Genomic DNA, 21,525 nt, shown 5'->3' with positions numbered 1-21,525 from the left:
GGGAGAGAATATGAGAACAATGCGTAGGATCTATTCCATCCCTTATGTTTTGTGGCTTGGATTATTTGTGATTGCGCCTGTTTTGATGATCATCTATCAATCTTTTTTTGATATGAGTGGTCAGTTTACATTAAGCAATTATGCTGCGTACTTTACTTCAGGAACTTACATCGCCATGACGATCAATTCGGTATGGTATGCGTTCTTGATTACATTATTCACATTGTTGATCAGCTATCCAACAGCTTACTTTTTAACGAAATTGAAACATAAGCAATTGTGGTTGATGTTGATCATTTTACCGACATGGGTCAATTTATTGCTGAAAGCATATGCCTTTATCGGGATTTTCAGTATCCATGGAAGTGTCAACCACTTTTTCGAGTTTGTCGGCATTGGCCCGCAACAGATTTTATTTACTGATTTTAGCTTCTTATTCGTAGCGACATATATCGAGATTCCTTTCATGATCATGCCGATTTTTAACGCGTTAGAAGAAATGAACCCTTCGTTATTGAGTGCTAGTAAAGATCTAGGAGCAAGTAATTTTGAAACATTTCGCCGAGTGATTTTTCCTTTGTCGTTGAATGGCGTGAAAAGTGGGGTACAAGCAGTTTTCATTCCCTCACTATCGCTTTTCATGTTGACACGTTTGATTGGCGGAAATCGAGTGATCACGCTAGGTACAGCGATCGAACAGCATTTCTTAGTGACGCAAAATTGGGGCATGGGTTCAACGATCGGTGTGATTTTGATCATTGCTATGTTCGTTGTGATGTTACTAACTGGTGAGAAGAAAAAAGGAGGTCGCTCATGAGAAAAAAATTCAAATGGTCGTATCTCTATCTAACAGTTGTCTTTCTATTATTGTATTTACCAATTTTTTATTTGATTTTTTATTCCTTCAATGAAGGCGGAACGATGAACAGCTTTACCGGCTTTACTTGGGAGAATTATCAAGCGGTATTTGAGGATACACGACTGATCATCATCGTATTGAATACATTTATGCTGGCGTTCTTATCGGCTTTGATTGCAACGATCATCGGGACATTTGGCGCGATGGGGATCTATTACACAAAAAAACGACAAGCACGAACGGCGCTATTGAGCATGAACAATATTTTACTTGTTTCTCCCGATGTGATCATCGGTGCGAGTTTTTTGATTTTCTTTACGCTAATTGGCTTTGGGTTAGGCTTTCAAAGTGTCTTGCTTTCCCATATCGCTTTTAGTATCCCTATCGTTGTTTTAATGGTCTTACCAAAATTGCAAGAAATGAACGATTCGATGGTGGATGCTGCGAGAGATTTAGGGGCGAATAATTTCCAAGTCGTAAAAAATATCATTTTACCGTTTTTATCTCCAGGAATCATTGCCGGTTATTTCATGGCATTCACGTATTCTTTGGACGATTTTGCAGTTACTTTCTTTGTGACAGGGAACGGCTTTACTACTTTATCCGTTGAAATCTATTCAAGAGCGCGGCAGGGAATCAGCTTAGAGATCAACGCATTGAGCGCACTTGTCTTCCTATTCTCGATGGTATTAGTGATCGGTTACTACTTTATCAGTAAAGAAAACCGACCAAAACGATTGAGAAAAAATCGCCGCAACCGTGAGGAGGTGGCTCGTTTACGATGAAAAAATTACAGTCTTTGCTGATCGGTATTATCTTGATCATTGGTGTATTGCTTGTCAGTGTTCGACAATTAGAAAAAGCGAGCGGAATGAGCGGCGCGAAAATTGTGACCATCTATAACTGGGGGGACTACATCGATCCTAGTTTAATCACAAAATTTGAACAAGAATCCGGTTATAAAGTGAATTACGAAACATTTGACTCGAACGAAGCCATGTTTACTAAGATACAACAGGGTGGAACCAATTACGACATTGCTATTCCTAGTGAATACATGATCCAAAAAATGATTGAAGAAAAACTTGTTATGCCTTTAGATCATAGTAAGATCAAAGGCTTGAACAATATCGATGATCGTTTCTTGGATTTGGATTTCGATCCTGATAATAAATATTCGATTCCTTATTTCTGGGGAACACTGGGTATCGTGTATAACGATAAAGTGTTCAATGAAGAAGAAATCAAGCACTGGGATGACCTTTGGAAACCAGAATTGAAAGACAGCTTGATGTTGATTGATGGAGCAAGAGAAGTGATGGGCTTGTCTTTGAATAGTTTAGGGTATTCTTTGAATAGCAAAGACATGACCGAACTGAACGAAGCAGCTCAAAAATTGAATAAAATGACGCCAAATGTCAAAGCAATCGTTGCAGATGAGATCAAAATGTATATGATCAACGAAGAGGCATCAGCAGCTGTGACTTTCTCAGGTGAAGCGGCAGATATGATGTATGAAAATGAACATTTACATTATGTGATCCCAACAGAAGGCTCAAATCTTTGGTTTGATAATATCGTCATGCCGAAAACAGCTAAAAACCAAGAAGGTGCGTATGATTTCATCAACTTCATGCTCGATCCGGAGAATGCCGCCCAAAATGCAGAATACATCGGCTACTCCACACCAAATAAAGCTGCCAAAGCATTGCTACCAAAAGAAATCTCCGAAGATGAACAATTTTATCCATCGGATGAAACGATTTCGCATCTTGAAGTTTACGAAAATCTCGGTTCGGAATACTTAGGAATCTATAATGATTTATTCTTAGAGTTTAAGATGTATCGGAAATGATAGCAAAACTCAATAAAACTGGGAAAAACTCAAGGAACAAAAACCTTTGTTTACGTACTTTTGAAAGCTCAGTTTTCCAAATTTCTACCAAAAGCGCCTTTTTAGGCGTTTTTTTTTTTTTGATTTAAAGATAGCAATATAGATCAAAATAATAGTCTTTAATTAGCGTAATTGATTGTGTAAAGGATAAATCAACCATGAAAAGAAGGGAAAAATAAACATGAAAATTTGATTTGCCTAAAGGAAAAAGTTTTTAACAAATAGTAGAAAAATATAGCTAATTCGCTATATAATGATATGATTAGGAGGAAATAAGTTGAATCATCCTAAATTTAAGTGGGGCGATGAATTTGAAAGATTCCTTGATTCCTTGAGTGACAAGGAGGCTGCAAAAATTTTATCAATCATTGATAAAATTGAAAAAACAGATATACATACAGCTATGCGGCAAGAGTGGGTAAAAAACTGCAGAGCAATCTATATGAAGTGCGAGCAAGTATGAGTAGTAATGCTTTAAGAGGGATATATTTTCAAAGAAAAGGGCATGAATATTTTATTACTCATGGGTTTCGAAAGAAAGCAAATAAGCTTTCCAGACGAGAGTTAGAAAAAGGTAGAAAGTTGCGAGACAATTTTTTAAGTAAGAACGAGAGGCGGAGATGATGAGTCAAGTACAAAATTATATAAAAAAAAGAGCGGAAAAAAGTGAAGAATTTGTGCATCTAATGGGAATTGAAGAAGCTAAATTAGATGTTGCGTTAAAACTAGCAGAATTAAGGAAAAGTGCTGGATTAACACAAAAACAATTAGCGCAAAAAATTGGGAAACCTCAATCAACCATTTCACGAGTTGAAACAGGTGAAATGAATCCTAGTATTGAGTTAGTGATCGAGCTAGCACAAGGATTGGATAAAAAGCTTGTCATAAATTTTGAGTAATCGTTTTTAAGTCGGAATCTATTGGTCCAGCCAATTAGTTGTCTCCATAAATCCTTCTTATCTATCAATCAGAATTGAAGAAGAAGCCGAAGTTATGCTATAATAAAAACGAAAAAGGAACTGCGTCAACAGTTCCCTTTTGACAGCACCGCTAAACCCGGTGACAGAATTTTATGCTAATGTGGAAATAGTCGTCTCCGGGAAAAAGTGACGGCTATTTCTTTTTGTCATTTTTGTTGGTCAAGGCTAGGATGCCAAAGATCAAAGTAGCGGTAAATGAACCGAAACTGATCATTAGACCTAACGCTGTTTCAACAGACAAAAGGCTTCTCCTTTCTTCGATTTCAGTACTTATCTCCATAAGCACCACCACCTTTTTTGAAGTCGCCACCGTCATTCAACTTTACTGTCCCAAAAAGTATAGCATATCGCCCTAGATAGAGTCCTTGAACTTTAGATAAACACGGATGTTTTTTTGGAAAATTTGTATGTTCACTTAAAATACACTTAATCAGAAATCAGAATTGAAGAAGAAGCCGAAGCTGTGCTATAATAAAAACGAAAAAAGGAACTGCGTCAACAGTTCCCTTTTGACAGCACCGCTAAAAGCTAGTGGCAAGTGTAATAGTTAACTCAAAGAGAAGTAAACCATCGGCTCGCTAAAGTGACGGTTACTTCTCTTTGTCATTTTTCAGCATTGTAACAACCAAGCCAACTAAAGCAACGGTAAACATACCGAAAGCTATAATTGTTTGCATTGTTTCATATGCGGACAAAAGGCTTCTCCTTTCTTCGATTTCAGTACTTATCTCCATAAGCACCACCACCTTTTTCGAAGTCGCCACCGTCATTCAACTTTACTGTCTAAAAAAGTATAGCATATCGCCCTAGATAGAGTCCTTGAACTTTAGATAAACACGGATGTTTTTTTGGAAAATTTGTATGTTCACTTAAAATACACTTAATCAGAAATCAGAATTGAAGAAGAAGCTTGAACTGTGCTATAATAAAAACGAAAAAAGGAACTGCGTCAACAGCTCCCTTTTGACAGCACCGCTAAAAGCTAGTGACAAGAATTAGATATTTTTATAGAAATAGCCGACCCTCGCTAAAGTGACGGCTATTTCTTTTTGTCATTTTTTAGCATCGTAACAACCAAGCCAACTAAAGCAACGGTAAACATACCGAAAGCTATATTTGTTTGGATTGTTTCATATCAAGACAAAAAGGTCAGTTACTTAGAGTTAGAAAAATGACACTATCAATTTAAGCGATTACGTCCTTTTCAATGGGCTCATATTTTGAATATCTAAAAAATAGTTAGTTATTTATCTGTATCTGCGTAAATCAATTGCTAAGAAAAAGAAAGCAATCAGAAAATACATCCGTGTATTTTCTGGTTGTTTTTCTTTTTTTCTTATTTTTGTCAGTTGAAAGATCCGAAAATACTATCAAAATAAAATAACAAAACAAAATTATTTTTTTTATGATTGATCGAACCATCATTCAGGGTGTTTCTAGGACACCTTCGCTTTTGATTGCCTGAATTAACAATGATTAACCTTATCATTTTATGAGGAGTAAAATTTACAATGTGCAAGTTGGAGGTTGTTTTTTCTATTTTTAGGAAACATTATAATTATCATTCTATGAAACGAAGTAAGAGATCGACAAATTAGTAATTAAACTGGAAGCCGTTAAGAAGATGTTGAAAGTTCTCTCTATTCAGAGAGGGACATACTTTTATTTTAGTGGAAAATAAAAAAGATTTTTTTTACATAACAATGTTTTAATATCTCGTGTTTCCTTATTGGTGAAAAAGTAATAACAAGGAGTTTCATGGAGTAAACATGAACTTTCATATACTAAATAAAAAAACGTTTAGTTACAATATAATTAGAGTTATCTAATTATAAGTGTTGCTTAAATAGTAAAAAAAGTTCATTTATCAATTATTTTATGAGATAATTTACACATATATTAAAATAAGATTAGAGAACGAAGGGTGGACATATTTATGGTTAAACTGAACAAGAAAAAACTCATTGCACATATACTTTTAAGTTCAATGGTATTAGCGCAAACAGTACCGACTTTTGCGAACGTTTTAGAGGATATCGATCCAATAAGACATACGTTTGTTGAAGAAGAGACAATAGGTGAAGAAATAGAAACCTTCGATGATGAAATCTCAAATGATGAAACTACATCTAACAAACCGGAGCTTTTGGCTGATGATAACAACGATGACAGTGATGTGGTCATGGTAACTGAAGAAACTGACCAAGAATCGTTAGAAGTACCAGAACTACAGCTTGAGGAGCAATTTCCAGTAGTTGAAGAAATAGAGGAGACAGGTGAAGCAGTTGTTGAGTCTTTCTTTTCAGGGGCTGGTGATGGTTCTCTCACCTCGCCCTTCCAAATCACCACTGAAGCTGAATTGAATGAAATGCGAAATGATCTCGCAGCGCATTACCAATTGATGAATGATATTACACTCACTTCAGATTGGATACCTGTTGGATATGGGACAACTTTAGCAACAAAATTCACTGGAAGTTTTACAGCTGAACCTGGAACAGTGATCCGTAATATGATAGTGAATGCTGGGGTACAACCTGGGGATCTGCATAATCGTGGATTCTTCGGTGTGACAGACGGTGCAACGATTTCTGGGATCACATTAGAAAATCCTCGGGTCGTGGGAGGGCTATACGGAAATAATGTTGGGGGATTGATTGGTCAAATCAATGACCTATCTAAAGGACCAACGACCGTCACTGATTCTACTGTTAGTGGTGGAAGTATTGAAGCAAGTGGGAATAACATTGGTGGACTAATTGGTTATATGGCGAATACTGTCGCAGGTACTACGATTGCTCGCTCATCTTCTTCAGCGACGATAACAGTTAATGCAAATCCTTACATGTATCCTCAAGCTGTTGGTGGGTTGATCGGAGTAAATGGGAACACAGTTGTAGATAGTTATGCCACAGGAAATGTCACAGCGAATACAATCAATACTGGTGGACTAATTGGTTTGAATAGCTGGGGTAAAGTCAGTCGTTCGTATGCAACCGGGAATATTGACAGCCCCGAAAGTGAAAACGTGGGAGGTTTGATTGGTGGACACGACTTCTACAGTACAGTAGTCGATTCCTATGCGACAGGCGATGTCATTGGGAGAACGAATGTCGGAGGATTTATCGGGGCCATTCATCCTTATGCGATTGAAGTAGCACGCAACTATAGTACGGGACATGTAACTGGTATTGAAGCTGTTGGCGGTTTTGTCGGTAATGCCGGCTCTCTGACAATCAAAAACAGTTATGGGATGGGAGATGTCACTGGAGAATCCGATGTCGATCATTTCGGTTTAGGTGGAACGAATATCAATAATTACTACTATAATAACTCTGAGGCTTTATACAGTGGAGTTCCAATCGGTGGTCAAGTGATCGAAGAGGTCATTGAACCTTTAGATGTCATTGAATTGCGCACACAAACGACTTATGAATCAAATGGTTGGGATTTCGGTAGCACTTGGGTGTGGGATACTACGACAAATTATCCTAAGCTAGGACTGGGTAACGAGAGGGATACTTTACCGATCAATGCGTTAGGAGAAACGCTTCAAGTGCCATATGGTGGAGCAGAAACAAAGATTCCACTTACTGATGTCTTTTCTTTATTCGGACGCGGTGGAAATCCAGATGATTATCTTTTTGAGACAGATGCGGATGGGGTAAGCATTTCAGCCGATGGTATGGATTTGATCTTGGAAATTTCTAGTGTTGGGATTTATGAAGTGACTGCTACACCAATCAGTCGTCTCACTACATTAGAACCTGGACAGAATTGGAATAAAGCAATGATTGAAGTGACTCCGGCTGAGATCATTCTAGAAAAAGGGACAGTTTTTGCTCGTTCATTCAATGGAACGACAGAAATCGATCATTTCGATCTGCCGACGTTAGCTGGGTTAGCGCCTGAGGATGAGGTGATGTGGCAAGAAGCCAGCTTCCAGTATACGAATAGTACTGCTGGAACGAATACGATCGAAGGAGCGAACTGGATCATTGATTGGGGCACGGTTAACCTTTCTAACTATGAGGTTACCGGCTTACCGACTATTGGGAATCATGAGTATCTTGTCACAGATCTCTTTGATGTCGAAGCAATCACGAAAGCAGCCGGTGCATTTTTGAGAATAGACGAGGAATTAGCAAAACAAAACAATACCCATGAAGTGATCACGATTGCGGATACTGCACTTCTACACCATGACGATACCCCAGATACACCAGGCGAGCACTGGTACCATGACCATGCGGAAGAATTGCTGCAAGATGTGACCTATCTGATTTACGACACAGATCCACAAGCCAATCCGCTTGCGCGAGTCGTTGCATACGCAGATGGTGTACCAGCAGTAGCTGGCGTATTTTTGGGATTGAGTGCAAACACCACATATTGGATCACTGCGATTTCAGACGAGAGTACCAACTTTTTACAAGGGGAAGAGTCTGAACCCATTATGCTTACTACAGCACTTTCAGGAAACGATGGAGATGGTGGTAATGGCAATGGCGGAACCGGAGGAAACACAGGAAACACAGGAAACACAGGAAACACAGGGAATGGTGGAAATAATATTAGTGCTCCTTCTGGAAATAACCAACCAGGAAATGAACAGCCTGTTGCTGCTCCGAATGGTGGTAGTGGAAATACTTCGGGAAATAGCGGTGGAAGTATCGCGACAAATGCTACATCGACTAGAAATAATAGAAGAGGCGACAATCTGCCTAAAACTGGTGAAGTAGCCAGTGCATTTGCATTGCTTGGTTTTGGTGCGGTAGGTACAGCATTAGCTAGCTGGCTGAAGCGTAAGAAAAATAATTAAACGATCATTGAAAGTGTGAGATTGAGACAATTGTGTATAGCTTCAAGAAGTATTACGATTCACCTAAGATTTGATTTTCTATTTTAGGGTTTTGTCTATTTCTGGAAACTAACATCATTGTCTCAATCTGTTTTTTCGTTGATTAAAAATAGATAGAGAAGAGCAAGTGAGTAGTCATACCATAGGAATCTATCTGTCGCCTACGGGCTCAAACTTCTATTTGCTGATTCTTTCGAGTATACTATAAGGAAAGATCAAGTACGAGAGGCAAAAGAAATGAATTTATCAAAAAAGATAACACATGCGACGACTACTTTGTAAGTAGAAGCCAACACTTTTTGATTTGATCGCTTGTTACTCCTACTTGCTCAAAATAAAAAAATGGAGAATCACTATGACAAATATTTTATTAGTAGATGATAGTGCACTGATCACAAGCGGCTTAAAAATCATTTTAGAAAGTACAAACGATTTTCAAGTAGTGGGTATTTGTCATGATGGGCGCACAGCCATTGATTTTTGCGAAAAAAATCAAGTAGATCTTGTATTGATGGATGTCCGAATGCCGGGAATGGATGGCGTCACCGCTACGAAACAGATTACGGAAGAATATCAGATACCTGTCATCATTTTAACTACGTTTGATGAAGATCGTTACATAGAGGAAGGAATACGCAACGGTGCAAGTGGTTACTTGCTGAAAACAACTCCTCCTGAGGCGGTGATCCAAGCAATCAAGAGTGTGTTACAGGGACAAACGATCCTTTCGAAAGAAATCCTCGTGAAGGCAACGCAACAATTAGGTAACAAGAATGATCAAGAAGCAGATCTCTCCTTACTGACGGAGCGAGAGCAAGAAATAGCCTACCTCGTCGCAAAAGGAATGACAAATAAAGTGATTGCGCAAACACTATTTTTAAGTGAAGGAACTGTCCATAACAATCTTTCAATGATTTTAAAAAAACTGAACTTGGATCATCGTACGCAATTAGCGATCTATGTTCTCACAGGTGAGGTTATGACGTAGATGCAAGCAATCAAATTATCGATCAACTTGCTATCGATCATTGGTTTGATCGGGTTGATGATCTATCAAACAACCTCTACCCTTTTGATGTTTGTCATTAGTTTAAGTATGGTATGGTTGACATTTTTTTTCTTAGGCGAAAGTTTTCAGAAACATCGGCCTTGGTTTGTTGCTTTGCAATTGATCAGTGTTCTATTGAGTTTGATTTTTGTCGAACAAGCGATTTTTCTATTGCCACTTTCCTTGCTACAAGGTTATTTTTGCTTCCAAAAGTCATGGTTACTTTTATTTGTAGCCTTGATCAATTATAGCGTTGGCAGCTTTTTTCTCTCTGACTCACTTTATTTTCTCTTTGTACTGTGGGTAAGTGGGATGATCAGTATCGTTTGGTCTGCGGAAAAAATGATGAAACAACAAGAAGAGTTAACTACTTCTTCCGATTTTTTACGGATTGAACGAAACAAGTTATCAAAACTCTTTGCACAAAGCACTTTGAATGCTGAAGCGATGCAAAAAGAAGCAACGTTAGTAGAAAGACAACGGATCATTCATGAAATCCATGACCATCTTGGGCACGACTTAACGAGTTGCTTGATCCAAATAGAGGCGGCAAAGGTCATCAATCGAGAACAACCGGAACAAGCGCATCAATTATTGAGTCAATCTGCTGATCGCTTAAGAAAGTCGATCAACGAAGTGCGCAACGTGTTACATGACGAGCGACCAAAGAATGAAACCTTGAACATCAATAAAGTAAAGGCAGAACTCCAACGTTTCTCCGAGACTCACCAGATTATCGTGGATTTCCAATATAGCGGTACCTTAGATAAAATCAGTCGTTTTCATTGGCAGGTATTAGCGGCGAATTTGAAAGAGTTTTTGACGAATACGTTGAAATATAGTGAAGCTTCAACGGTCACGGTGCGTTTGCATGTGTATCAAAAATTTTTACGATTTGAATCGAAGAACAATGGAAAAAGGGCAATAGACTATCGTAAAGGTCTGGGGATCGTAGGAATGGAAGAACGAACAGCCGTATTGAACGGCAAATTGTTGATTGATGGAACGGATGGTTTTCACATCACCACGATATTACCTTTTGATGAAGAACATGAGATTTCTAATTCGTAAATCATGAGAAACTGTACTATTACAGTTTCTCTTTTTTTTATAAAATAAAGAAAAGGAGTGATTGGATGAAGATACTCAGTGTGCAAAAATTGACAAAAAAATTTGGACAGAAAATTGCTGTGGATGGTGTGTCATTTGAAGTACCAGAAGGAACGATTTTAGGGTTACTAGGTCCAAATGGCGCAGGAAAGTCAACCGTTATCAATATGATTACTGGTTTATTGAATAAGACATCTGGAACGGTTCAGTTGTTTTCAGAAGAGATGAGCGAGCGAAAAAGAGAACTTAGGCGAAAATTAGGCGTTGTTCCACAAGAGTTAGCGATTTATTATGATTTGTCTGCTGAAGAAAATGTCCGCTTTTTTTGTGGTCTATATGGACTCAGAGGGGAAGAACTAAAAAAGAATGTAGAAAAGGCATTGAGAACGGTTGATTTGTATGAACGAAGAAAAGAGCGACCGAGTGCTTTTTCTGGAGGAATGCAACGACGATTGAATATTGCAATGGCGATTGCCCATCAACCTGCTTTACTGATCATGGATGAACCGACAGTGGGGATCGATCCACAATCTAGAAATTATATTTTAGATGCCATTGAAAAAATGAAAGAAAACGGTACGACGATCATCTACACGAGTCACTATATGGAAGAAGTCGCACGTTTGGCAGATGAGATCGTCATTATCGATAAAGGTCAAGTGATTGCTATCGGTAGTGAGGAAGAATTAGTGAATCTCGTCACGGATAAAATCAATCTGCAAATCACTGTGGAGAATCCAGAGGCACTGGATATAGAAGAAATCAATAATATTAATGGGATCATCAATGTTTCACTCGACAAACAGCAAGTACAGATCGTGACGGTGCTTGAAAGCAAATTATTGAATCAACTATTAATGATACTGATCAAGCAAGAAGTTAGAGTAGTCGATGTACTGCAACAAGCTCCAGATTTAGAAACAGTTTTTCTTAGTTTGACTGGACGTAATCTACGTGATTAGGAGGAGTGAGTATGAATGAAAAAATAATTATCCGGACCCTGATACAAAATTTTCGTGAGAAATCGAATTACATTTATTATCTCGCTTTTCCGATCACGTTGATGTTTATTCTAGGGGCAGTCCTCCAAGGTGTATTCAATAATGACATTACCTCTGATATGGAGCCATTGACGGTACAATATCAGGTAGACGATCAAGAAGTTCGTGAGATATTCCAACAAGTGACTTCTTTTGCAGAAGGTGCTATTCATTTTGAAGAAGTGACAAATGAAAAGGAAGGATTAGCGAATATAAGAAAACAAGAAGCTGATGCTTACTTACATTTTTCCGATCACATCGAAGTGCAGAGTCGGGAATTGACCAATGTAGAAAAAACAATCCTTCAAAGCTATCTAGTAGAAATCGTACAGGAAATCAAACGACAAAGTTTCATTAAGGAACAGCACTTGCCGGCAACCACTGGCCTAGTTTCAGCAGAGCAGTTTACAGAGGCGATTGTGGTCGATCAAGAAAATCAACGAGAAAGCGCATCTTCCTACCAATACTATGCGATTGCTATGATTAGTCTATTTGTTTTATATTTTTCGGAAATTGGTCTGAGCATGTTTCGAGAAGCACGACAGCATGGAACCGTGCAAAGAGAATTAGTCACACCACTTAGCCGTAAAACGATCATTTTTTCGACATTTTTTGGACATTTCATATTTGGCATGTTGGTAGTGTTGGTCTTGATGCTCATCTCTCAATTATTATTTGATGTTCCATGGTATTTAAGATTTGGTTTTTCTTATCTCAACTTAATCGCACTTATGGGCAGTTTTCTCGCACTCGGTTTATTTTTAGAAACCATTGGAGACCGTGATGAAAAAAGAATTGGTTCTGGCATTACCCAGATAGTTATTCAACTCACTGGATTTTTAGGTGGTGCCTACTTTCCAACCAATGAAACGATGATGAGATTATCACCATTAGGTTGGGTTTTAGCATCTGTAAGAGAAAGTTTGTGGACCGACAATCCCTTGCACTGGTTAGGTATCTATGGGAATTTTGGGTTATTGTTTGTTTTACTCATGTCATCAGTCGTCATTTTAGATAAAAGGGAGGTATTCTAATGAGAGATATCTTTTGGATCATTAGAGAAAGGTTGGTTCTTTGGAAAAATCGACCATTGCAAATCTTGTTTCTTATAGGAATTCCTTTCTTGAGTGTCGTCCTTTATCTTTTTGCTTATGGCGATCAAGAAACGAATCTACTGACGATAGGGGTAGTCGATCAAGATCGCTCATCCTATAGTGAATTGCTTATTGAAAGTTTGGAAAAACGAGTTAGTGTTCAGGAAATTGGTTCAACTGAAGAAATTGATCAAGTTCTTTCCCGACAAAATGCGGTGGCAGTCATCACCATCCCTAAAGGTTATCAAGAAAACGTTTCTGAGAATACGAAACTCTCTCTCCGGACATTCCAAAAAGGAGAACTGTTGGAGAATATCGACCGCTTGACCCAACGTGCATTAGCAGAAGTTTCTAGTATCCATCTGTTAGCAGAAGCTGGAGAGGAGGACGAATCACTTGAACGCTTGAAAGAATCGACAGAAATCGAGATCAATCAAGTAGATCAAAGCACAATGACCGAACGAATGTCGGTGCAAATCGTTGGCTTTTTGTTGATGATGCTTCTTTTCCAAGCAGGCAATTTTGGGACAACGACTATCCAGCAAGAACGACGCAATAAAATTTATACACGTTTGATGACGACTTCGGTAGCTAAAAGCACGTATTTTATCGGGACAACGATCTTTGCGACATTCGCTATGCTGATCCAAGTAATGTTAGCAGTTGTTGTCATGATCGTCCTATTTAACATTGATCCTGGTTTAAGCGCTGTTGATTTGATTGTACTACTAAGTCTATTTAGTTTACTTGCCGTAAGTTGGTCGATTGCGATTGGTGTTCTTGCCCCAAGTACAACTGTAGCAGCGGCTTTGCAAAGTATCTTGATTACCGTCACAAGTTTACTATCTGGTGCTTTGATTCCACATGAGGTGATGCCAGAATTGATGCAGAAAGTGTCGATGGTCACTCCCCAATATTGGATCTTGACGATTATCAAAAACTTTCAATCCGGACAAACATGGGGAAGTAATTATAGCGAAGTGATCATCTTAGTCATTTATACTCTATTCTTTCTAAGTTTGGCGGTATATGGATATACGAGGCGAACAAGGCAAGAAGTATATAGCTGATCAAAAAAGCGTGAGGCAATTCAAGGTGGATACGCCAAATTAGAAGAAAAGTAAGCGATCGGGACAGCAGTGCCTAGCCTCGAGAAATAAGGCGCCATCTGCGATATTTGTTTTTTAAATTTTTGTGGATGGCGCCTTATTTTTCGAAGTGATTATTTTTATTTCCCTCATTTATTCAGTTTTAGATGGTACGAGAGGACTAATGACTCGGACACATGTTTTTCTAAATCTAAAATGAATTGACTGAATTCAATAGAACAGTCAAGTCTTTTTTTTGAATTTACAAGAAAAGAAAGGCGAACGAATCGATTTACAAACTGTATACTCATTTTATCAACAGAAACAAGGAGGGATAATATGGGAATCAGCCAACGGATTAGAAATATCTTTAGTCAAACGCAGGAATCAACTTTGCTTAGTGAAAATCAACAAACTTCTTTTAATGAATTTGAAAAAACGGTCAAAGAAGAAATAGACAAAATCCTAAAACGTCAGATACCAGAAGGAGATTGGTCAAGTAAGGAAGCTGCAATCATCCGTCTCCAACAAGCAGAAAAAATTGCAATCAACTGTAAAAATAATGGACAAAATGAATTGACTACTCAAATAACTAAGTATTACGAGAAAAATTTCTATTTATCAGATTATATACATTTATGGCTAGGTATCGATAAAGAAAAACTTGAGCAATTTCAGCAACAGAAAAATCGAACAGTAGATGCAAATGTTGATGCTAGTGTGCTTACAAATTTAGTTCAATCATTAGAAGAAACTATTGTTATAAGAAGAGGAATCCTCGACTTCTGCTTAAAAAATCCAGACTATAATCGATTGTTAAATGACGAAACAAGAGAGGAAGTGAGTGCGCGAGCGAAACCAAACTTTTTTATGCTTGATCCAATGATTCAAGCATATTTGACAGACATTGACAAAAAAGTAGCCATTACTCCACCAATGAATGCTCAAGAAGCTTCGTCGAGTAACCTTTCATCAGAGAGCGTTTCAGAAAAAAAAGATCGTTTGGAACAAGAGCATATTGCTCGACGAGTAGGTGTATTTGAAACGGTCATGGTTAAAAATAGAAAAATGACCATCATAGAAAAAACTAAAGAGCCCCAAGAATTAGGAATAGTCTCCTCAAAAGATAATCATAGTCAAAAAAATCAGTTATCATCAGTGCTAGATGCTAGCAAGAATAGCGCCAGACAAAAAAATAAGAAGGCTATTATCATCGCGAATAGGAAAGTAACCATTTATCAAAAGAAACAAAAATCAATGAATAGTAGAAGAAGATTCGTCTTTATACGGAACCAACTAAGAAAACTTAATTTTAGAAATCGAAAAAAAATAAGTTTCTTAAAGCAACAAGCAAAAGCAAGCAAGAAAGTAAGAAGTAGACGAACCGATTACTTTAACTACCTTAGATAAGGGGAAAACAAGGTGTAAAGTTTATCCTATGGAATGATTATTTTATTAGTAAGTAACTAAAGTACATGGCGTTTTACTTTTTCTTAATGAATTATCCTAACAAAAGACAAATATTATAGTGAAAATTCTTCAAACTTTTCTTCTATTCTATATACATACCAACCAACAACCCTATACTTTTTCATTTTTTACTCCTCAAGTAAAAATAAACTCCTAGACCGCGGCCACCCACCGCGGTCGCTTTTTTGTCCTATGATGAATTCCTGTGAATCTGCCACCGTTATCCTTATTTTTTGCTATTGTAAACGCTTGCTTTAAATTGGAAAATAAAGAAGCAAGTAAGAACCAAAAAATAATTGCTAGCGTCGAGCAGATCGAACAATCAATGAAAGGGGAATAAAGATGATCAAAAAAGCAGTAAAAATGAAGTTGTACCCAGGATACGAAGCAGAGTACCTCAAAAGACACAATGAATTGTGGCCGGAGATGCGTGAAATGTTGGCTGAACATGGTGCGCTCTCTTATTCGATTTTTCTTGATCCAGAAACAAATACTCTCTTTGGGTATTTAGAGATTGAAGAGGAAGAAAAATGGCGCCATGTACCGGAAACAGAAATCAATCAAAAGTGGTGGGTGTTCATGGAAGATCTGATGGAAACGAATCCAGACCATTCTCCAGTAACTGTCGAATTGAAACATGTTTTCGATTTATATCAACAAGTCTAAAGTAAAAACGCTGAAAGCAGGACATAAAGTCAGCTTTCAGCGTTTTTGTTTGAGAGGATGACAGGAGCGAGTCTATTGATTATTTTCGATTTCTTCTAACTCAAGACTTAAGTTTTCCCATTCAGCCAACTTTTCTTCTTGTAGCTGATGTGCTTCATCAAGAGCTTGATTCAATTCATTCAATTTGACATGGTCATCTAATACAGCAGGAGAAACCATCTGTTGTTCGAGTTCATCCACTGTTTCTTCTAGTTGAGCCATATCTTCTTCGATTTGCGTGATTTTACGTTGCAAGCTCCGCATCATCTTTTGTTGCTCTTTGCTTTGGAAGTAAGTGGATTTGTTTGTTGAAGGCGTGCTGACCTCAGGTTGTTCAGCTGCTAACAGTTCCGCAATTTCTTCTTCTTCTTTTTTCTTTTCTAAATAATAATCATAGTCACCCAGGTAGACTTTGCTTCCATTTTCTGAGAGTTCAATAACTTTAGTGGCAATACGATTGATGAAGTAGCGGTCATGGGAGACAAAGAGCAATGTTCCTTCATAGTCGATCAACGCATTTTCCAATACTTCTTTATTATCGATATCTAAGTGGTTGGTCGGCTCATCTAAAATCAAAAAGTTCTCTTGGTTCATTGCTAATTTTGCTAATGCGACACGCGCTTTTTCTCCACCACTTAATAAGGGGATCGTTTTTTCGACATCTTCGCCAGAAAATAAAAAAGCGCCTAAAATCGAACGAATATCTTTTTCCGGAACAGTTGGATGCTCATCCCACAATTCAGCAAGAATCGTTTTATTGGTGTGAAGTTCCGCTTGTCCTTGGTCGTAATAACCAATGCTGACATTCGTACCAAGTGTTTCTTTTCCACGTATGAAAGGCAGCTGTTGGATGATCGATTTCAGTAAAGTGGATTTGCCGATTCCATTTGGTCCCACTAATGCGATTGCTTCTTGACGACGGATATCCAAATTGATTGGTTCAGATAAGACGGTGCCATCATAGCCAATAGCGGCATCTTCTACTTGTAAGACAACATTTCCCGAAGGTTTCGCCACGTTGAAGAGAAAATGTGCTTGTTTCTCATCTCCTTGTGGACGGTCTAATCGTTCCATCTTTTCTAATGCCTTTCGACGGCTTTGGGCACGTTTTGTCGTTGAGGCACGGACAAGATTTCTGGCAACAAAATCTTCGAGTTTATTGATTTCTGTTTGTTGCTTTTCATAAGCTTTCCAATCAGAAGCTAATTGTTCAGCTTTCATATCTAAATATTTGGAATAATTTCCTTTGTAGTGACGCATCTTTTTCCGACTTAGTTCATATACTTCAGTCGCCACTTTGTCCAAGAAATACCGGTCATGAGAGACGATCAGAAGGGCACCAGTATAACTTTGCAAATAGTTTTCCAACCAAGCAAGTGTTTCGATGTCCAAGTGGTTAGTTGGCTCATCCAAGATCAAGATATCTGGATGTTGTAAAAGCATTCTCGCTAAAGCTAATCTTGTTTTTTGACCACCAGATAACGTATCGATTCTTTGCTCGTAAAACGACGGATCAAATTTGAATCCATGTAATACAGAGCGAATCTCATTTTCATAACTATAGCCGTTCTTATCAGAAAAATCATGCTGTAATTTATCATATTCTTTCAAGAAGGATTGATAAGCCGGCGTGTCAGGGGTGCCTTCACTAATAAATACTTCAAGGTCACGCATTCGCTGTTCCATCAATCGTACGTCTTCAAATGCTTTTAGCATCTCATTCCAGACTGTTTCAGTTGAATCTAATCCTGTATCTTGGGCCAGATAACCAAGGGTAGCTGTTTTGTTTTTTGCGATATTACCTACATCGGGCGCTTCAATGCCAGCAATGATTTTTAATAATGTCGATTTACCGGCGCCGTTACGTCCGACTAAAGCGATACGTGCACCCGTTTGGATCTCTAAGTGGATATTTTCAAATAAAATCTCAGCGCCAAAATGGCGAGCGATTTGATTGGCTTGTAATAGTATCATCGAATCCTCTTTTCTACTTTGTGAATTATCCTAGAATTTCATGGTCTTTTTCTCTTGTAGTCTACCACAAATTCATAGTTACTGCGAGGTTCTGAGAAGCTAGGAAAATGAGAATAAGAATAAAAATTCACAATATACAAGCAACGAAATTGATTTTTTTGTGTAAGTACTGATATGATGTATAAATCGAGAAGAAATACAGTGGAGGTAATGAAGTGAAAGACCATGTAATTCCAAAGGCAACCGCAAAACGCCTGCCTTTATATTATCGTTATTTAAGAATCTTGAATAACGCAGGTAAGAAAAAAGTTTCATCAACTGAACTAAGTGAAGCAGTTCAAGTAGATAGTGCAACGATCCGTCGTGACTTTTCCTATTTCGGCGAACTAGGAAAACGTGGGTACGGTTATGATGTAGAGGACTTGATGCATTTCTTTGCAAAAACCTTGAATGATGATCAATTGACGAACGTCGCATTGATCGGGGTCGGTAATCTAGGAAGTGCTTTATTGAAATATAAATTCCATCAAAGTAATAGTATCCGTGTCAGCTGTGCTTTTGATGTGAACCCAGAAATCGTTGGTCGGATCGTTGATGGTATCCCAGTTTATCCGATGGATGACATGATCGAACAAATCAAGATCCAACAAATCGAAGTAGCGATCTTAACGATTCCTGCTGAAAAAGCACAAGAAGTCGTGAATCGTTTGACAGAAGCCGGTGTTAAAGGGATATTGAACTTTACATCTGCTCGACTAAATGCACCATCCGAAGTATTGATCCAAAATGTCGATTTGACGAACGAGTTACAAACGTTGATCTACTTCTTGCATTCCGATGCGTCCTTGCACGAGCATGACGACAACGAATAACCGGGAATAAAGAAGAGTTAAACGATCAATGACAAACTATTTTTCTGTTCACTAGAAAAATAGTTTGTTTTTTTATGATCTTTTTTAGATATGGATAAAGATAAGAAATGTTTCTTTTATTGATGTCTATTCAATTAGAAGGCTGATAGGACAATGACTGAAATCTTCGAAATGTATTATAGTGACACATTGTTTCTGTGTTATAATAATGCTTCACAAAAAAATCCAGGGAATACGGGAGGATCAGCAATGCAGGAATATATCAGGATACATAATGCCAGACAGAACAATCTAAAAGGGTTTGATTTACAAATCCCAAAAAGAAAGATCACGATTTTTACAGGTGTCTCCGGTTCGGGTAAATCTTCCATCGTTTTTGATACGATTGCCCAAGAAGCAGGCAGACAGCTCAATGAAAACTTCTCTAAATTTGTGCAGAATTTCTTACCTAAGTATAGTCAGCCAGAAGCAGACGCCATCGACAATTTATCTATGGCAGTCGTCGTAGATCAAAGCCGTTTAGGTGGGAATTCTCGTTCTACATTAGGAACGATCACAGATATCAATCCACTGATCCGCTTGCTTTTTTCTCGTATTGGTACACCACACTTAGGTCCCGCTTGGAATTTCTCATTCAATGATCCTCACGGCATGTGTCCAGCGTGTGAAGGGATTGGTCGGATCGTTGGATTGAATCTAGACAAAGCGTTAGATTTAGAAAAATCCTTGAATGAAGGAGCGATTTTACTTCCAGGCTATAAAGTAGGATCTTGGTTATTGAAGTCGTTCACGAACACAGGTTTTTTTGACAATAATAAGCCATTAAAAGACTATTCAACAGAGGAAATAGAAAAGTTCTTGTATGCTTCTGGAGAAAAAATCGATTCGTTGTATATGGAAGGGATGAGTTCGACCTATGAGGGATTAGTGGCACGTTTCAATCGTTCCAATATCAAAGGGGGCAATGAGAGCTCTGCCGCGACCCAGAAAAAAATTGCAGCGTTCATGGATGAACAAAGATGTCCAGAATGTCAGGGGAAACGATTCAATCAAAAGGTTTTGGGCTGCAAGATCAACGGATATTCAATCGCAGATTTCTTAGCGATGCAACTGGATGAACTATTAGAAATCTTACCGAGGATCACAGATGAAATGATCCAACCAGTGTTGAAAAATCTCCAATCACGACTACAAGATCTGATCAATATTGGGTTAGATTACGTTTCTTTAGATCGTGAGACAGCGACTTTATCTGGAGGAGAAAGCCAACGAGTGAAAATGGTCAAGCACTTATCTTCTAGTTTAAATGACGTCATTTATATCTTCGATGAGCCTAGTATTGGGTTGCATCCACGAGATGTTCATCGCTTAAATGAATTACTAGTCAAATTGCGTGATAAAGGAAACACGGTAATTGTCGTAGAACATGATCCCGATGTCATCAAAGTAGCAGATCATATCATTGATGTAGGACCAAAAGCTGGTAAAAATGGTGGGTATATCACCTATGAAGGTAGTTATGAAGGATTACTGGCTTCTGATACTTTAACTGGGAAAGCTTTTGGACAAATGATAGGTTTCAAACAGGAGCCAAGAAAAACAGACAAGTTTATTGAAACCTCAAAATCGACATTGCATAATCTTAAAAATACTTCTCTCAGAGTACCATTAGGTATTTTTACAGTAGTGACTGGAGTAGCTGGTTCAGGAAAGAGCAGTTTAGTGAACGGCGTGTTTGCGAAAGAGTACCCGGAAGCAATCAATATCGATCAGTCAGCTGTTGCAGGGAATATTCGTTCCAACCCAGCGACTTATTCAGGGATCATGAACGATATCCGCAAGGTCTTCTCGTTGGAAAATAATGTTTCTGCCGGACTGTTCTCTTATAATTCAGAAGGGGCATGTGAAACTTGTAAAGGACATGGTCATATCAAAATGGAATTATCTTTTATGGATGCTGTAGAGGTCCTTTGCCAAGCCTGTGGCGGTAAACGATTCAAAGAAGAAGTTTATCAATACAAATTAAAAGAGAAATCGATCGATGAAGTACTAGCGATGAGTGTGACTGAAGCGGTGGCATTTTTTGAAGAAAAATCGATTCAACGAAAACTGAAACAAATTTTAGAAGTAGGGCTAGGATATATGACGTTGGGACAACCGTTAAATACATTGTCAGGAGGAGAATGTCAACGGTTGAAACTAGCAAAGGAATTAAGCAAAAAAGGCAATATCTACATTATGGACGAACCAACAACCGGTTTACACATGGCAGATATCAAGAGTATCTTAGAAATCATCGAACGGTTGGTCAATAAAGGAAACACGGTCATCGTCATTGAACATAATCTGGAAATCATGAAGGCAGCAGATTGGTTGATCGATGTAGGGATCGATGGGGGAATTCGTGGTGGCGAGATCCTTTATGAAGGAACACCAGAAAAAATCGGTACTTGTGAACAGTCGATCACAGCTCGTTATTTAATGGATGTTTAAATAAAAAGAGCGACAAGTCATTGTTTGTAGAAAATGA

The 21,525-nt window shown here is 38.2% G+C and carries 19 protein-coding genes and 1 pseudogene; 16 read left to right on the top strand and 4 right to left on the bottom strand.

The features are described from left to right. Nucleotides 1-10 precede the first annotated feature (10 nt). From IGJ19_RS10710 to IGJ19_RS10685, 6 genes are all read left to right on the top strand, one after another. The gene (locus IGJ19_RS10710; RefSeq protein WP_019723761.1) at nucleotides 11-817 is read left to right on the top strand and encodes an ABC transporter permease; all 807 of its coding nucleotides are present in this window, start codon (nucleotides 11-13) and stop codon (nucleotides 815-817) included. Further along, nucleotides 814-1,644 carry an ABC transporter permease gene (locus IGJ19_RS10705; protein ID WP_071867899.1) on the top strand — a complete coding sequence of 277 codons (831 nt, stop codon included), beginning with the start codon at nucleotides 814-816 and terminating at the stop codon, nucleotides 1,642-1,644. The genes IGJ19_RS10710 and IGJ19_RS10705 overlap by 4 nt, the downstream gene beginning before the upstream one ends. Beyond that, nucleotides 1,641-2,714 carry an ABC transporter substrate-binding protein gene (locus tag IGJ19_RS10700; protein WP_071867898.1) on the top strand — a complete coding sequence of 358 codons (1,074 nt, stop codon included), beginning with the start codon at nucleotides 1,641-1,643 and terminating at the stop codon, nucleotides 2,712-2,714. The genes IGJ19_RS10705 and IGJ19_RS10700 overlap by 4 nt, the downstream gene beginning before the upstream one ends. 316 nt (nucleotides 2,715-3,030) lie before the next feature. Beyond that, on the top strand, nucleotides 3,031-3,216 hold the full coding sequence (locus IGJ19_RS10695; protein WP_256209276.1) for a hypothetical protein: 186 nt from the start codon (nucleotides 3,031-3,033) through the stop codon (nucleotides 3,214-3,216). Next, on the top strand, nucleotides 3,213-3,377 hold the full coding sequence (locus tag IGJ19_RS10690) for a type II toxin-antitoxin system RelE/ParE family toxin (RefSeq protein WP_430603948.1): 165 nt from the start codon (nucleotides 3,213-3,215) through the stop codon (nucleotides 3,375-3,377). Before IGJ19_RS10695 ends, IGJ19_RS10690 begins: the two co-directional genes overlap by 4 nt. Then, nucleotides 3,377-3,652, top strand: a complete 276-nt coding sequence (locus IGJ19_RS10685) for a helix-turn-helix domain-containing protein (protein WP_258866391.1) — start codon at nucleotides 3,377-3,379, stop codon at nucleotides 3,650-3,652. The genes IGJ19_RS10690 and IGJ19_RS10685 overlap by 1 nt, the downstream gene beginning before the upstream one ends. Nucleotides 3,653-3,866: 214 nt before the next feature. On the opposite strand, the gene IGJ19_RS10680 is transcribed toward IGJ19_RS10685, so the two are convergent. The 3 genes and pseudogenes from IGJ19_RS10680 to IGJ19_RS10670 form a co-directional block, all read right to left on the bottom strand. Further along, the gene (locus IGJ19_RS10680; protein WP_010734785.1) at nucleotides 3,867-4,013 is read right to left on the bottom strand and encodes a putative holin-like toxin; all 147 of its coding nucleotides are present in this window, start codon (nucleotides 4,011-4,013) and stop codon (nucleotides 3,867-3,869) included. A 310-nt stretch (nucleotides 4,014-4,323) separates the two neighbouring features. Then, nucleotides 4,324-4,467, bottom strand: a complete 144-nt coding sequence (gene pepG1 / locus IGJ19_RS10675) for a type I toxin-antitoxin system toxin PepG1 (protein ID WP_181055358.1) — start codon at nucleotides 4,465-4,467, stop codon at nucleotides 4,324-4,326. A gap of 305 nt (nucleotides 4,468-4,772) precedes the next feature. Beyond that, nucleotides 4,773-4,868, bottom strand: a pseudogene (locus tag IGJ19_RS10670) (putative holin-like toxin); the annotation flags it as partial. Between the two features lie 801 nt (nucleotides 4,869-5,669). Here IGJ19_RS10670 and IGJ19_RS10665 point away from each other — a divergent pair. The 8 genes from IGJ19_RS10665 (at nucleotide 5,670) to rhaM (ending at nucleotide 16,110) form a co-directional block, all read left to right on the top strand. Beyond that, nucleotides 5,670-8,555, top strand: coding sequence for a GLUG motif-containing protein (locus IGJ19_RS10665; protein ID WP_430603945.1), 2,886 nt, complete (start codon nucleotides 5,670-5,672; stop codon nucleotides 8,553-8,555). Between the two features lie 394 nt (nucleotides 8,556-8,949). Next, a complete protein-coding gene (locus IGJ19_RS10660) occupies nucleotides 8,950-9,582 on the top strand; it encodes a response regulator (protein ID WP_430603943.1) in 633 nt (210 codons plus the stop codon). Next, the gene (locus tag IGJ19_RS10655; protein ID WP_071867284.1) at nucleotides 9,583-10,713 is read left to right on the top strand and encodes a sensor histidine kinase; all 1,131 of its coding nucleotides are present in this window, start codon (nucleotides 9,583-9,585) and stop codon (nucleotides 10,711-10,713) included. It begins immediately after the preceding gene. Between the two features lie 65 nt (nucleotides 10,714-10,778). After that, nucleotides 10,779-11,714, top strand: a complete 936-nt coding sequence (locus IGJ19_RS10650; RefSeq protein ID WP_086335010.1) for an ABC transporter ATP-binding protein — start codon at nucleotides 10,779-10,781, stop codon at nucleotides 11,712-11,714. Nucleotides 11,715-11,725: 11 nt separating this feature from the next. Beyond that, entirely contained in the window at nucleotides 11,726-12,826 is a 1,101-nt protein-coding gene (locus IGJ19_RS10645) for an ABC transporter permease (protein ID WP_260697697.1), read from the top strand. Beyond that, on the top strand, nucleotides 12,826-13,956 hold the full coding sequence (locus IGJ19_RS10640; protein ID WP_260697696.1) for an ABC transporter permease: 1,131 nt from the start codon (nucleotides 12,826-12,828) through the stop codon (nucleotides 13,954-13,956). Before IGJ19_RS10645 ends, IGJ19_RS10640 begins: the two co-directional genes overlap by 1 nt. A gap of 357 nt (nucleotides 13,957-14,313) precedes the next feature. After that, a complete protein-coding gene (locus tag IGJ19_RS10635; RefSeq protein WP_430603940.1) occupies nucleotides 14,314-15,384 on the top strand; it encodes a hypothetical protein in 1,071 nt (356 codons plus the stop codon). Between the two features lie 402 nt (nucleotides 15,385-15,786). Then, nucleotides 15,787-16,110 carry an L-rhamnose mutarotase gene (gene rhaM, locus IGJ19_RS10630; RefSeq protein WP_161642008.1) on the top strand — a complete coding sequence of 108 codons (324 nt, stop codon included), beginning with the start codon at nucleotides 15,787-15,789 and terminating at the stop codon, nucleotides 16,108-16,110. 72 nt (nucleotides 16,111-16,182) lie between these two features. Here rhaM and IGJ19_RS10625 read toward each other — a convergent pair whose 3' ends face one another. Then, the gene (locus tag IGJ19_RS10625) at nucleotides 16,183-18,123 is read right to left on the bottom strand and encodes an ABC-F family ATP-binding cassette domain-containing protein (protein WP_071867290.1); all 1,941 of its coding nucleotides are present in this window, start codon (nucleotides 18,121-18,123) and stop codon (nucleotides 16,183-16,185) included. Nucleotides 18,124-18,338: 215 nt separating this feature from the next. On the opposite strand from IGJ19_RS10625, the gene IGJ19_RS10620 reads away from it, so the two are divergent. After that, nucleotides 18,339-18,995: a redox-sensing transcriptional repressor Rex gene (locus IGJ19_RS10620; protein ID WP_010734798.1), complete on the top strand. Its 657-nt coding sequence runs from the start codon at nucleotides 18,339-18,341 to the stop codon at nucleotides 18,993-18,995. A 249-nt stretch (nucleotides 18,996-19,244) separates the two neighbouring features. Further along, nucleotides 19,245-21,488: an ATP-binding cassette domain-containing protein gene (locus tag IGJ19_RS10615; protein ID WP_430604569.1), complete on the top strand. Its 2,244-nt coding sequence runs from the start codon at nucleotides 19,245-19,247 to the stop codon at nucleotides 21,486-21,488. Nucleotides 21,489-21,525 lie beyond the last annotated feature (37 nt).

This window comes from Enterococcus sp. DIV1368b, assembly GCF_050529595.1.
GTDB classification, from domain to species: domain Bacteria; phylum Bacillota; class Bacilli; order Lactobacillales; family Enterococcaceae; genus Enterococcus_B; species Enterococcus_B mundtii.
This window is presented reverse-complemented; position numbering and strand designations above follow the sequence as displayed.

Excerpts from the sequence above, each read along its gene's own strand:
- IGJ19_RS10655 (WP_071867284.1), top strand. The coding sequence starts at position 9,583 with ATGCAAGCAATCAAATTATCGATCAACTTGCTATCGATCATTGGTTTG.
- IGJ19_RS10660 (WP_430603943.1), top strand. The coding sequence starts at position 8,950 with ATGACAAATATTTTATTAGTAGATGATAGTGCACTGATCACAAGCGGC.
- IGJ19_RS10635 (WP_430603940.1), top strand. The coding sequence starts at position 14,314 with ATGGGAATCAGCCAACGGATTAGAAATATCTTTAGTCAAACGCAGGAA.
- IGJ19_RS10645 (WP_260697697.1), top strand. The coding sequence starts at position 11,726 with ATGAATGAAAAAATAATTATCCGGACCCTGATACAAAATTTTCGTGAG.
- IGJ19_RS10680 (WP_010734785.1), bottom strand. The coding sequence starts at position 4,013 with ATGGAGATAAGTACTGAAATCGAAGAAAGGAGAAGCCTTTTGTCTGTT.
- IGJ19_RS10685 (WP_258866391.1), top strand. The coding sequence starts at position 3,377 with ATGAGTCAAGTACAAAATTATATAAAAAAAAGAGCGGAAAAAAGTGAA.
- IGJ19_RS10700 (WP_071867898.1), top strand. The coding sequence starts at position 1,641 with ATGAAAAAATTACAGTCTTTGCTGATCGGTATTATCTTGATCATTGGT.
- IGJ19_RS10690 (WP_430603948.1), top strand. The coding sequence starts at position 3,213 with ATGAGTAGTAATGCTTTAAGAGGGATATATTTTCAAAGAAAAGGGCAT.
- IGJ19_RS10705 (WP_071867899.1), top strand. The coding sequence starts at position 814 with ATGAGAAAAAAATTCAAATGGTCGTATCTCTATCTAACAGTTGTCTTT.
- pepG1 (WP_181055358.1), bottom strand. The coding sequence starts at position 4,467 with ATGGAGATAAGTACTGAAATCGAAGAAAGGAGAAGCCTTTTGTCCGCA.
- IGJ19_RS10710 (WP_019723761.1), top strand. The coding sequence starts at position 11 with ATGAGAACAATGCGTAGGATCTATTCCATCCCTTATGTTTTGTGGCTT.
- IGJ19_RS10640 (WP_260697696.1), top strand. The coding sequence starts at position 12,826 with ATGAGAGATATCTTTTGGATCATTAGAGAAAGGTTGGTTCTTTGGAAA.
- IGJ19_RS10625 (WP_071867290.1), bottom strand. The coding sequence starts at position 18,123 with ATGATACTATTACAAGCCAATCAAATCGCTCGCCATTTTGGCGCTGAG.
- IGJ19_RS10665 (WP_430603945.1), top strand. The coding sequence starts at position 5,670 with ATGGTTAAACTGAACAAGAAAAAACTCATTGCACATATACTTTTAAGT.
- IGJ19_RS10615 (WP_430604569.1), top strand. The coding sequence starts at position 19,245 with ATGCAGGAATATATCAGGATACATAATGCCAGACAGAACAATCTAAAA.
- IGJ19_RS10650 (WP_086335010.1), top strand. The coding sequence starts at position 10,779 with ATGAAGATACTCAGTGTGCAAAAATTGACAAAAAAATTTGGACAGAAA.
- rhaM (WP_161642008.1), top strand. The coding sequence starts at position 15,787 with ATGATCAAAAAAGCAGTAAAAATGAAGTTGTACCCAGGATACGAAGCA.